The organism is Staphylococcus sp. GDY8P198P, from assembly GCF_017891615.1.
Classification (GTDB): domain Bacteria; phylum Bacillota; class Bacilli; order Staphylococcales; family Staphylococcaceae; genus Staphylococcus; species Staphylococcus cohnii.
Map to the genome: position 1 here is coordinate 278,477 of NZ_JAESJQ010000001.1, position 13,088 is coordinate 291,564.

Consider the following 13,088-nt stretch of genomic DNA (forward strand, 5'->3'; position numbering starts at 1 on the left):
TGTTCAAAATTTTTGAGCTTCGGATATGAATCATGAATCGTTATATAAAATATGTGTTTTAAAATTGATTTACATATTGAGATAGGAGGGATTCAAATGGTTATCCGTGATAATAAACGCATAAAAGTAAAACGTTTAAATGAAACGCGCTCAAGTGGGATTTCTGTCATGATTGAAGAAGGTGGTTTGGGAGCTGACCAATATTATCAAATTGAAAAGCAAAATGCGAAAACATCTGAAGAACATTTACATCAATTTGAACATGAAGTGAGTGAAAAAAATAATGCTGAATTGATTGATCTCTTAATTATAAATGCACAGGAGAGTACGAATAAAGCCTATAATGAAGCATTAAAGACAATTCAGCAAGAAGTGTTAAACCGAATGAAATCATAAATAATGTATTTGTAACCAAAGACAATAAAGATTGAAGGTTAACCAATTAGACTATTGATAAAGCTATTTAACTGCTGTATCGATAGTCTTTTTTGTATTTAAATATAGGTAAGACTTAGGGTGCGCTATATTAAGGTATAAAACATTAGAAGTAACAAACATTAAACGAATATAGTTATAAGCTAAATAATCATAAATTTATTAAAGATCTTTTTTAAAAGGATATGTACATTATAGTTAAAAATCACTATACTGTAATACGTGTTTGTACATAATTAGCAAGGAGAAAATTAATGAATCTTTTAAAACAAATCTTCAAAAAAGAAGATATTTCTAAATTTCAAAACAAAGATGCTCATTTAGAGCGCACGTTAAGAATAAGAGACTTTTTAGCTTTAGGTGTAGGTACAATTGTTTCTACTGCTATTTTTACATTGCCTGGTGTTGTAGCTGCTGATCACACAGGTCCATCAGTCAGTTTGTCCTTTTTAGTAGCAGCTATTGTAGCAGCTTTGGTGGCATTTGTTTACGCAGAAATGGCATCTGTTATGCCTTTTGCTGGATCAGCATATACATGGATTAGCATATTGTTTGGAGAATTTTTCGGATGGATTGTAGGTTGGGCTTTAATTGCTGAATATTTAATTGCTGTAGCTTTTGTAGCATCAGGATTTTCAGCTAATTTGAGAGGTTTACTAGAACCTTTTCATATATCGTTACCTAATTCATTATCTAACTCTCTTGGTACAGACGGAGGTATCATTGATTTATTAGCAGCTGTCGTGGTGATTATAACGGCGATATTGCTATACAGAGGAACGTCAGAAGCGGCACGTGTTCAAAATGCACTCGTGATACTTAAAGTATTGGCTATTCTCTTATTTATAATCGTAGGTTTATCAGTCATTGATATTGGTCATTACATACCTTTTATTCCAGAGTACCGTGAAACTGCAGCAGGCGCGTTTGGTGGCTGGCAGGGTATATATGCAGGTAGCTCTGTCATTTTTGTTGCTTATATTGGGTTTGATTCTATTGCTTCAAACTCTGGTGAAGCGATTAATCCGCAAAAAACAATGCCACGAGGAATCTTGGGCTCTTTACTGATTGCAGTTACATTGTTTATCGTCGTTTCACTTGTATTAGTGGGGATGTTTGATTATGCGCAATATAAAAATAATGCTGAGCCAGTAGGTTGGGCTTTACGTATGAGTGGACATAGTACTGTTGCGGTCATAGTGCAGGCAGTCTCAGTAATTGGTATGTTTACTGCTTTAATTGGTATGATGATGGCAGGTTCTCGCTTGCTTTATTCGTTTGGTAGAGATGGTATCTTACCGTCTTGGTTAGGAAAATTAGATAATAAAAATTTACCAAATCGTGCATTAATCATACTATCGATTGTTGCAATTATTATTGGCTCTGTTTTTCCATTTGGCTTTTTAGCACAATTAATTTCAGCAGGTGCGCTTGTAGCGTTTATGTTTGTTACAGTAGGTATTTTTTCATTGCGTAAAAGAGAAGGCCATGACCTACCAGAACCAGCATTTAAATTGCCATTTTACCCAGTGATGCCAGTGATTATATTTATTTGTGTGTTTATTGTGTTCTGGGGATTAAGTGGTCAGGCTAAGATCTATACATTGATTTGGTTTTGTATCGGCATCATTTATTATGTACTGTATATTTTAAAAAATCTTAAAAACATCAAAAATTAATATGTTAAAGATAATAAAACGCTCTTTAAAATTTTCACTTTTTAGTGTCTATTTTAGAGAACGTTTTTTTAATGTGTGTAAAGTATTATAGATATTATTAATTGGTAGTAGGATAAAAAGTATAATGCTGGCCATCACAGCATCTTATAAGTTTATATATCATGTTTTGAGTTTAAGTTGAATTGTTTATTCTATGTTATGTTGTTTTTTTAAGGATAAAGCTAAAATGAGTACGATAATCAGTAGAATACCAATAAGTTGAAAACTACGAAATGTAACATTAAGCCAAAGCGCGCTTGCTAATATGGCCATAACAGGTTCGATTGTGCCGAAAAGTGTGGTTTCTTTTGCTGATAAGTAATTTAAACTTTCAATAAAGAAAAAGAATGCTATAGCAGTTCCGGCAATAATACCAAAAGTTAAATAAAGTGCAGTCGATCCTGTTAAATTGGACCAATCAAACTGCCATATAGGTGCTTTGAAATTCATGACAATGCCTGAAATTAACATTGCCCAACCGACAACTAAAATAGACGGAAACCGAGTTAATAATTGTGTTGCGTAAAGTGTATAGAACGCAAGTGCTAAACCAGATATAATCCCCCAAATTACACTCGGTGTAGATACCACAAGTTTACTAAAAGATCCGTTGGTTAGTAGCAAAAAGGTACCTGATAATGTAAGGACAATCGCGATCAAATCAAAAAGTTTAAAGCGCTCTTTACGTCTGATAACATACCAAATAATGATATATACTGGCGCTATATATTGGAGTAAAGTAGCGATTGCTGCATTACCGAAATTGATAGACACCATATAAGCGTATTGAACGAGCAACATACCAAAAATTGAAAAAATAAAAAGTTGGAATAGGCTATGTTTATTTTTAAATATATCGAATAATGAAGATTTTCTATTAATTATTTTGTAAATCATTAATAAGAAGAAGCCACTGATTAATAACCTCGCAGTTACATACCAATTGATATCAATGTCCCTTTGTTGAAAAAGAAAATCTGATACTGTGCCACCGAGTCCCCAAAAGGATGCTCCTACAATTGCTAATAAAATACCTACGATTCGAAATTTTGTTTCATTTACCATATCATCACCTGTTAAATATTAATATATTCATACTATAGCGTGAAAATACACGATATAATATATAAAAATGAGCTTAAAATAACAAAATATTGAGGGGTCTAATTTATGTATCAAGAAATTATCGTAGAAAATACAAGAGAAGAGTTAATACAATTTCCTGATAAACAATGGAAACATATTATTTTACATACATATTTAAATCGCACGATATTTGGCTACATTCCTATACATTGGCACCACGCATTGCAATTCATGTATGTGATTAATGGAGCACTCAATGTTTCAATTGGTGACGACACATTTAATGTTAAAAAAGGTGACGGGCTTTTTATCAATTCAAATGTTGTGCATGAGTTAACAAGTGAAGTGTCGCATACAGAGTATTTTTGTTGGAATATTGAGATACCAGAAACTACCAATTATGTAGAATTTAATTATGTGTCAGAAATTATGAATAAAGCACATCATGTGCCGTATATATACTTATCTCAAGATGAAAAACAGCAACAAGAACTTATAGAGATTATTAACTCAGCTGGGCAAATATATGAAAATCAAAATTTATATTTTGAACTAGAGATTACTGCTAAATATTATAAAGCAATAAAATGGTTATTGTTACATTCAGCAGTAGTAAATGAACAAAAACGATACTATTTTGACTACCGTATTAAAAGACTGATGACGTTTTTACAAAGTCATTTTCACATGAAAATTTCATTACAAATGTTAAGTGAAGAGATTCATATGAGTAAATCTGAAACGGTTAGATGCTTCAAATACTATGTAAACCAAACCCCTATGCAATACTTAGTGAATTTACGATTAGAGCACAGCGTAAGAATGTTGCGTAGTAAATATCCCTACACAATTACAGATATTGCAATGGCATGTGGTTTTTCAACAACGAGTTATTTTATAAAAGTTTTTAAAGAAAAATACAAGTTAACACCAAAACAGTTTCAGAAAAAGCAAACTGCCACTAAGTAATGATTCAATGTTTATTAGAAAAATTGTTAATTATAATGATAAGTAGATAAAATGAGTTTAATGCTAAATAAAGGGGGATTTTTTATGAATATTAAACTGATTGTCGTAGATATGGATGGCACATTTTTAAATGATGACAGCCAATTTAATAGTGAGACTTTTCAACTGTTAAAGGAAAATTGTGCAGATCAAGATATCCGCTTTGTTTTTTGTACTGGTAAACAATGTGAACGTGTGGAAAATATCGTAGGAGACCTCGCAACAAATACATTTATTGTAGGTGATAGTGCAACACGAATTAAATATAATGGAGATTTTATTTACAATGCAGAGATAGAAAATGAAAAAGCAAAAGAAATTATTGATACGATAAGGGAAATTGATGATACACAAACTATTCTGGCTTGTTCAAAAACTGGCGCTTATGTGTTAGACAATATTTCGGAGTCAGAGAAAAGGCACGTGCATGGTTCTTATCAACATGTGAACTATATTAAAGATTATAACGATATTGAAGAAGATTTATTAAAAATTACAGTTCATGATGCAAGTGGTCATTGTAAAGAGACTGCCGACCGTCTAAAACATTTTGAAAAAGACGTTTATATCGTAGCTTCAGATGAGGCATGGATTGATATTGCAGACTTGGGCGTGAATAAAGGAACCACAATTAATCGAATTCAGAATTTACTTCAAATTACGCCTGCAGAAACTATTGCATTTGGTGACGGATATAATGATTTAGACTTATTTAAAGCTGCCAAATATAAAGTCGCAATGGATAATGCCTATCCCGAATTAAAAAAAGAGGCTAATTTAATTGCAATTAATAATAATGAAGATGGTGTTGTACAAACTTTAAATTTACTTTTAGGATTCAAATAAAAGTAAATTTTTAATTGAATTAGAAAAATAGTAAAAAATCATAAAATAAATTGTACTTTGTATGATAATATCTATCTAGTGCGTATTTTTATATGCAATATTTAGATGAGGAGGCTCATGCATCGTGAGTACAAAGCAACAATCAAACAACAAATTGATTTTAGCTATTGTGTTAAGTGTGTTAACGTATTGGCTTTTTGCCCAATCGTTTATTAATATATCTACACAGGTTCAAAATACCTACCAAACAACACCAGGTGTTGTTAACTTATCTGTCAGTTTAGCATCATTTGCTACTGGTATTTTTATGGTAGGTGCAGGTGATGTTTCTGATAAAATAGGAAAACTAAAAATGACTTATATTGGTATCATTTTTAGTATTTTAGGCTCATTACTCATTATTGTATCTAGTGTGACAGCGTTCTTATTGGTAGGACGTATGCTGCAAGGACTTTCTGCGGCTATTTTACTTCCTTCTACTGTAGGCGTGATAAATGAGCAATTTAAAGGTAAAGAAATGCGTAGAGCATTTAGCTACTTGATGATTGGTAGTGTTGGTGGTATCGGTTTAGCATCGATGGTTGGTGGATTGATAGCTACATATGTCAATTGGCAATCTAACTTTATCATCTCTATTATTATTTCAATTATCGCATTTTGGTTATTGTGGGGAACAGAAGAAGTAGAAAAAGAAAAAATTGACACAAGACCATTTGATTATATTGGGATGTTTTTATTTGCAGTTTTAATAGGAAGTATTACTTTATTTGCTACACAAGGATTTGAACAAGGATGGTTCAGCACCTTTTCAATTACGTGTCTTGTAATTTTTGTACTTTCTACAGTTGTCTTTATATTCTTTGAAAGACAAAAACATGCACCATTCATTGATTTTTCACTATTTCGAAACCGTGGATTTGTGGGTTCTTCAATGATCAATGTTGTACTCAATTCTGGCGTAGGTACAACAACAGTATTTAATATGTATGCGCAGACAGAGTTAGGGTTAAATGCCTTTCAAGCAGGTCTTGTGACTGTACCTTATGTCATTATGGCAGTTGTGATGATCCGTTTAGGAGAAAAATTATCCTTACGCTTTGGTGGTAAGCCACTGTTATTAGTAGGACCATTATTTCCAGCAATAGGAATTATGTTTATTAGTTTAACTGTATTACCAACAGATTGGTACGTAGGCATTGTCGTGTTTGGCTTTGTCATTTGTGCTATAGGAAATGGTTTATGTGCTACACCAGGAATTACAGTTGCAATTTTAACCATACCTGATGAAAAAGTTGGTTTAGCTTCAGGTATCTACAAAATGTGTGCAACACTAGGTGGCGCGCTAGGAATTGCGCTTAACACAACTATTTTTGCAGCAGTACAAGTCAACCATAGTGCTAGTGTAGCTGCAACTACTTCATTTTTAACAGGTTTATCAATTATGATTATTGGTGTGATTCTGACTCAAATCATTATACCTAAAAATATAAAAGCTTAAGCATTTATTTATAAATGATACTGTGCTATAAATTTCATATTTAAAAGGCACCTTGTCAAATAGACAGTAAAAAATAAAATGTTTATGAGTCTGGTACATAAATCCCAGAAAAAGCACTCAGATGATTTAATTCATCTGAGTGCTTCTTTTTAATTCAATACTTCGTATTGTTGGCTCGCTTTCTTAGGGGACAGCTTCAGCCTGTAGTCTTCAGCTTGTCCTGTTCCCTCAAGAGTCTCGCCAAAATACGTCCCATTTGCCCAAGAACTTTATGTCTCTGGCTAATTTTTAATGTGCTTCGTTTTTTATTAAAAATGAAACTATGAACGATGTTAGAAAAGCGTTTGAATTTTATAGTTATGTTTCCGACCGGTTACGTTATATTGGTGACCTCTTACGATAAAAGTACTGACAAAATAGAAGGGAATTATATAGTATAAGTAAAAAGAGGGGGCGGTACTATGGAAAGTGACGTACGAGTTCATCTGAAAATAGACGAAGTTCGCACTATAACAGAAGTAAACATCAATACTTTTGATAGAAAAACAGGTGAAAGTTTATTAGAACACATTAATAATTTCACATTTTCAAATTTAGATAAACTAGGGATTAAAACATCAGAAGGTATATTCATGATCAGTAAATCAGATATTATGTTCGCTGAAATATTTGATAAAGAAATCACAATTACGACAACAGAAAAAGAACTTACAACACGCATGTCTTTAAGTACATTACAACATAAATTGGCCGGAGCTTTCTTTATACAAATATCTAAATCATCAATTATTAATGTTCATTTTATAAAGAAAGTTAACCCATCATTCTCAGGTAATCTAATAGCTACACTTACGAATGGTAAAAAAGTGTCTATATCTCGAAGATACGTCAAAAATTTAAATAAAGCATTAGGCATATAACATATAAGGAGAGGATTATAATGAAAAGAATCTTAAAAGAAATGTTACAAGGTGTTGGATTTAGCAGTAGCATTACGATTATATTTCTCGCAGCTAATCATATGAGCATTGGTTTTGGTGATGTAATAGGAATATATTTCTTTGGAGCCGTTTGTGGTTTATTATCTAGTATTTATGTAGTAGATAATATACCTTTATTACTGCAATTATTCATTCATTTAAGTGGTAGTGTTATTTCATTTATTGCTGTAGCTTATCTTAATCATTGGTTACCAATGGAGGTTTCCACAGTAGTTTCATCAATTACTATATTTGTGATTATTTTTCTAATATTATGGTTTATATTTTTTATTAATAATATAAAACACAGTAAAAAAGTTAACGCTAAACTAAAAAACTAAAATAGAATTTGGCACAAAAGCATGGGTGTAAAATTCAAAAGAAAATAGCAATATAATCATTTTCGCTTACAGTACAGCACATCCGAATGATACAAAGATACCATAAAAATAATTAGTATTTTTCAATAATCTCTTGCTTGATATCGCACTCTAAGGTTTATGGTTGGAATATATTTAAAGGAGGTTATATAATATGGGTAAATTTAATAGTCTACAGGACAAAGTTGTAGTTATTGCTGGTGGTGCTAAGAACCTTGGTGGTTTATTAAGTACTACTTACGCTAAAGAAGGAGCCAAATTAGTAATCCATCACCATGATGAAAAATCTTTAGATGATGCAAAAGCGACACTTACAAAAGTTGAAAACTTAGGCGGAGAAGGTACATTATTTTCTGGTGATTTGACAAACGTTAATAATGTCCAAGCTTTATTTCAACATGCTGAAGAGACATTTGGAAAAGTTGATATTGCAATAAATACTGTTGGTAAAGTGCTTAAAAAACCTATTTCAGAAACGACTGAAGAAGAATTTGATAGTATGGCAGACATCAACGCGAAATCAGCTTATTTCTTTATTAAATATGCTGAAAAATCTATGAATGATAATGGTAAAATCATCACTTTAGCCACTGCATTGCTTGCTGCATACACAGGCTTTTATTCAACTTATGCTGGAGGCAAATCGCCTGTTGAGCATTATACACGTGCAGCATCATCAGAGTTTATGGATAGAGGCATTTCAGTAAACGCGGTCGCTCCTGGACCAATGGATACGCCATTCTTCTACCCACAAGAAAGCGAAGATGCTGTAGCATTCCATAAATCTCAAGCGCTTCATAACCAACTTACAAAAATAGAAGACATCGCGCCAATTATTATTTTCTTAACTTTAGATGGATGGTGGATCAACGGACAAACATTATTTGCTAACGGCGGTTATACGACACGCTAGTTTACTTATTAATCATGAGGAGGTCATTTTGATATGAATTACTTTTTAGCAATATTTAAAGGGAAAGAAACAGATATCAAAATTATTACAGAAACAAAGGTAATAGATGAAAAAAGTGTATCTGTGCCAAGTCATAATTACGTTAAATCATTAGCTGAAGAGATTATTGAGCTATCGCATCAAAATAATTTATTCCATAATGATATTAAAGGCATTGGTTTAAATATAGATGATCCTGAACACATTGGTTATAATAGTGTGGAGTCATTAAAGAACGATATGACATCGACATTTGGATTTGAAGCTATCATTGATAATGACTATGAAGATTTACTGGTTCAACTTATGAAATAGACAAAAAGGTGACTTTATAAAGTCACCTTTTTTTAGGAGGTAAATTATGCAAGTAAAACAAGTTGCCGATAACTTAGGCATCAGTGAACATACCATTCGATATTATGATAAAGCAGGACTTTTTCCATTTGTTCAGAGAAATAAGAATGGTTATAGAGATTTTTCAGAAGAAGATTTATATTGGATTGAATTTATAAAATGTATGCGTCAGACACATATGCCCATATCAACGTTAAAAGAAATTGCGGAGTTATATCATCAAGGAAGTGACACAAAAACGAAGCGAAAAAATATATTTTTGGAACATCAAAAAAATTTAATTGAACAAAAAAAGATTATAGATCAAGGACTTCAAACTCTAGAAAAAAAATTTAAATTGTTGGAGAATGAATAGATAAAAGTACAGTACAAGAGAGAAAATCTATACGATAAAAAAGAATCTGGGACGAATCAATGTTGTCCCAGATTCTTTTTTATCATCTTAAGACATATTTACTTTTTTGATAAACTATTTGATTTATATACCCCTCGTTCAACTATTTTCATATTTTTCTTAACCCACTTCTAAAACTGTCACAGCGGATGTTGTGCGTATTTTCACAATTCACTATAAACGTAAAATTTAAAATTTTTGCATAAATTTCAAAAATAATGGTATATTACATGTAAGGGCTTACATACATAAAGAAAGGAGATATTTATAACTCAAAACTTTAATAGTTGGATTAAACATAGATAGGAGAAACTGTATGAAAATTATTCCATTTTCAGATTTGAAAGACATCGTAAATGAAGGTGATGTTATAGCTCTGGCAGCCTTATCTACAGCAAATTTACCAGCTGAGATACTTAAAACGTTAGTCGAACAATATGATGAAGATCAATCACTTAATAATTTAACGTTCATGCTTGCAAATGATATTAGTGATTATAGAGGAGACAGTTATGATTTAGATTCATTTGTTTCAAGGGGTATGGTCAAACGATTAATCACGAGTATTATTACTGGTTCACCATTAACGATTCAAGCAATGCAAAACAATGAAATAGAGGCTTACTTCCTGCCTCAAGGTGTAATAACCACACATTATCGTGGAAGTACGGAAGCTTTTCCAGGTCCGATTACTAAAATTGGATTAAATACAAACGTGGATCCACGTTATTCAGGTGGCAAAGTCAATTCATGTACGACTGATGATTTAGTTTCTTTAATAAATATAAATGATGACACTTATTTGAACTACCGTTTTCCAGATATTGATATAGCTTTACTAAGAGGTACATATGCTGATGAAGAGGGCAATATTTACATGCAGCATGAGACACATTTAGGAGAAGGTTTTAGTTTAGCAGCAGCTACGCATAAAAATAAGGGTAAAGTCATTGTTCAAGTTAAAGAAGTGATTCAAAGTGGTCGTTTCAATCCAAATGAAGTGTTTATACCTGGTAAATTAGTAGATTATATTGTGGTGAACCGTGATCCAAAATATCATAGACAAGTGATTCAAACGTATTATGATCCGGCACTTTCAGGACATTATCAAATTACAGAGATGCGAGAACCATATATAGCATTGAACACTCGAAAAGTAATTTTGAGACGTGCTGCTCAATTTTTACTTCAAGGTGATGTCATCAGTATTGGTTTTGGCATAAATAATGAGTTATCCAATCTTTTAACTGAAGAAGGCGTTAATAATTTAGTACAGCCCAATATAGATACAGGCGTGTTTGGTGGTTTGATTAGCAGCGGAAAATATTTTGGTATGAACTATAACTTAAGTGCACGTATGAGACACGATATGACTTGGGATTTCATTTATAACGGAGGTGTTGATATAGCATTTCTAAGTTTTGCTCAAGTAGATTCCAAAGGTAATGTAAATGTCTCAAAATTTGGCAATAAAATGAATGGCTGTGGTGGATTTATCGACATAAGTCAAACGGTAAAAACAATTGTCTTTTCCGGTTCGTTAGTTGTCGGGGGTCAACTAAGTTATGAACAGCGCAAGGTAAATGTAGAACAAGAAGGTCATATACCAAAATTTATCAATGAAATTGATAATATCGATTTCAATGTTGAAAATGCGTTTTTGCTTGATCAAGAGGTGTACTTTGTCACCGAAAGGGCTGTATTTGAACTTACACAACAAGGATTAAAACTCATTGAAATAGCTCCAGGTCTTGATTTAGAGCGGGATGTTCTAGCAAATATGGAATTCAAGCCGCTCATTGCAACACATTTGAATGAAATGAATAGCGATATCTATCAAGATAAGTGGGGAGGATTGTCTGATGCAATAAAGTCGGATTATCGTATTTAAACTAAGGGGGAGAAAAATATGAACTACGACTGGATTAAAACGAGAGCGACATTTGACGATGAAAAAGCCGCAGTGATTGACCCATTCAAAGGCACAGAATGGACCTATCAAGATTTGAATATTCGTGCAGAAAATTTAGCTAATTATTTACAAGATCAAGGTGTAAAACGTGGTGATGTCGTCGGTATATTCACTCCTAATGATGTAGCATTATTAGATTTGATGTTCGCTTCATTTAAATTGGGTGCTGTATACTTGCCAATTAACTGGCGTTTGAAAACACAGGAAATAAAAAGTGTGATTGAAGATTCCAAGGTCAAACTCATTTTTTATGCTGAGAAGCATGTTTCAAGTTTAGAAGGTATTGCAGATGATTTGCTACACATGGATATTGACTCAAAAGCATACGATGAAATAGTAGATCCTTCGCAACACCGTCCATTCAATACTGTTAGTGTGGAAGGAAGCGATTTAGCGTCATTAATGTATACAAGTGGTACGACAGGGCTACCTAAAGGCGTTATGTTTTCATACGATTCTTTTGTAAATAATCCAATTAATATAGCACTGACTTATAAAATTAATTCGACATATACAACAATTGTTTCCACACCAATGTTTCATGTCTTAGGATTTAACGATTTGACACTGCCTCTATTAATGGCTGGCGGCACACTGATATTACAGCGTTACTTTAATGGCGAAGCGTTAAATGATTTAATGGCTCAGTACCAACCTAATTATTTAATTCAGATTCCAACGATGTATTACGCCATGTTAGTAGCTGAAAATTTCGATCTAAAAAACTTTGAAAGTATCGATTTCTTAATTCAAGGTGGTTCATCACCTTTACCAATGGTACAAAAGAAATTTAATAGCTTAGGCTATTCAATTATTAACGGTTATGGTTTAACTGAAGCACCGCTAGTCATGGTTAATACACCTGAGAATGGTGCACAGAAACCAGGCAGTATTGGTAAGCCGGTCATGTTTATGGATATATGTATATTTGATGATAATTTTGAAGAAGTAGAAGTTGGTGAAATTGGTGAACTTGGCGTTCGTGGTAATAATATAACACCTGGTTATTGGAACAAACCGGAAGAAACTGCAAAAACATTTCATGGCGAATATTTCTTAACAGGTGATTTAGCAAAAGTAGACGAAGATGGTGATGTCTATATTGTTGATCGTCGTAAAGAAATGATTATTACTGGTGGTGAAAATGTCTTACCTTCCGAAGTAGAAACGGTATTAGCAGAACACCCACTCGTAGCTCAAGGTGTTGTCGTTGGATATGACAGTCCTAAATATGGTGAATCAGTTGCTGCAGCAGTTGTACTTACCGAAGATGACCCGGATTTTGAAGCAAAATTAGATGCGCATATGCGTGAAAATATAGCTGGTTATAAAATACCGAGATTATATCTGAAATTGACACACATGCCATTGAATTCAACGTCAAAAGCAGACAAATTAGAACTTCAGAAATACATGAATGAGAAAGCCCAACAAGAAGCAAAAGATGTTGACGATTTGAATTAAA

Annotated in this window: 13 protein-coding genes; 12 read left to right on the forward strand and 1 reads right to left on the reverse strand. The window is 32.7% G+C overall.

The genetic code is table 11. From position 1 onward, the window contains the following. The first annotated feature begins 96 nt into the window (after positions 1-96). Together KA824_RS01100 and KA824_RS01105 are read left to right on the forward strand one after the other, a co-directional pair. Positions 97-396, forward strand: a complete 300-nt coding sequence (locus tag KA824_RS01100; RefSeq protein ID WP_107384176.1) for a hypothetical protein — start codon at positions 97-99, stop codon at positions 394-396. A gap of 293 nt (positions 397-689) precedes the next feature. Next, positions 690-2,114, forward strand: a complete 1,425-nt coding sequence (locus KA824_RS01105; RefSeq protein WP_107386055.1) for an APC family permease — start codon at positions 690-692, stop codon at positions 2,112-2,114. Positions 2,115-2,300: 186 nt separating this feature from the next. On the opposite strand, the gene KA824_RS01110 is transcribed toward KA824_RS01105, so the two are convergent. Further along, complete coding sequence (locus KA824_RS01110; protein WP_107523300.1) at positions 2,301-3,218, reverse strand: DMT family transporter; 918 nt, start codon at positions 3,216-3,218, stop codon at positions 2,301-2,303. A 105-nt stretch (positions 3,219-3,323) separates the two neighbouring features. Here KA824_RS01110 and KA824_RS01115 point away from each other — a divergent pair, with 105 nt between their 5' ends. The 10 genes from KA824_RS01115 to fadD all read left to right on the forward strand — a co-directional run bounded on the left by KA824_RS01115 (position 3,324) and on the right by fadD (position 13,087). After that, positions 3,324-4,208, forward strand: a complete 885-nt coding sequence (locus KA824_RS01115) for an AraC family transcriptional regulator (RefSeq protein WP_107523299.1) — start codon at positions 3,324-3,326, stop codon at positions 4,206-4,208. 84 nt (positions 4,209-4,292) lie between these two features. Further along, positions 4,293-5,093 carry an HAD family hydrolase gene (locus KA824_RS01120; RefSeq protein WP_107386052.1) on the forward strand — a complete coding sequence of 267 codons (801 nt, stop codon included), beginning with the start codon at positions 4,293-4,295 and terminating at the stop codon, positions 5,091-5,093. Between the two features lie 121 nt (positions 5,094-5,214). Further along, the gene (locus tag KA824_RS01125) at positions 5,215-6,591 is read left to right on the forward strand and encodes an MFS transporter (RefSeq protein WP_394858324.1); all 1,377 of its coding nucleotides are present in this window, start codon (positions 5,215-5,217) and stop codon (positions 6,589-6,591) included. A 461-nt stretch (positions 6,592-7,052) separates the two neighbouring features. Next, positions 7,053-7,511 carry a LytTR family DNA-binding domain-containing protein gene (locus tag KA824_RS01130; RefSeq protein ID WP_107523298.1) on the forward strand — a complete coding sequence of 153 codons (459 nt, stop codon included), beginning with the start codon at positions 7,053-7,055 and terminating at the stop codon, positions 7,509-7,511. Between the two features lie 20 nt (positions 7,512-7,531). Beyond that, positions 7,532-7,912, forward strand: coding sequence for a DUF3021 domain-containing protein (locus KA824_RS01135; protein WP_107523297.1), 381 nt, complete (start codon positions 7,532-7,534; stop codon positions 7,910-7,912). Positions 7,913-8,105: 193 nt separating this feature from the next. Beyond that, complete coding sequence (locus KA824_RS01140; RefSeq protein ID WP_107386049.1) at positions 8,106-8,864, forward strand: SDR family oxidoreductase; 759 nt, start codon at positions 8,106-8,108, stop codon at positions 8,862-8,864. A gap of 33 nt (positions 8,865-8,897) precedes the next feature. Further along, complete coding sequence (locus KA824_RS01145; RefSeq protein ID WP_107384172.1) at positions 8,898-9,218, forward strand: hypothetical protein; 321 nt, start codon at positions 8,898-8,900, stop codon at positions 9,216-9,218. 46 nt (positions 9,219-9,264) lie between these two features. Beyond that, positions 9,265-9,612, forward strand: a complete 348-nt coding sequence (locus KA824_RS01150; RefSeq protein ID WP_107386048.1) for a MerR family transcriptional regulator — start codon at positions 9,265-9,267, stop codon at positions 9,610-9,612. Positions 9,613-9,967: 355 nt separating this feature from the next. Further along, positions 9,968-11,542, forward strand: a complete 1,575-nt coding sequence (gene fadX, locus KA824_RS01155) for a fatty acid degradation protein FadX (RefSeq protein WP_107523296.1) — start codon at positions 9,968-9,970, stop codon at positions 11,540-11,542. A gap of 18 nt (positions 11,543-11,560) precedes the next feature. Further along, on the forward strand, positions 11,561-13,087 hold the full coding sequence (gene fadD, locus KA824_RS01160) for a long-chain-fatty-acid--CoA ligase FadD (protein ID WP_107523295.1): 1,527 nt from the start codon (positions 11,561-11,563) through the stop codon (positions 13,085-13,087). The last annotated feature ends 1 nt before the right edge of the window (position 13,088 follow it).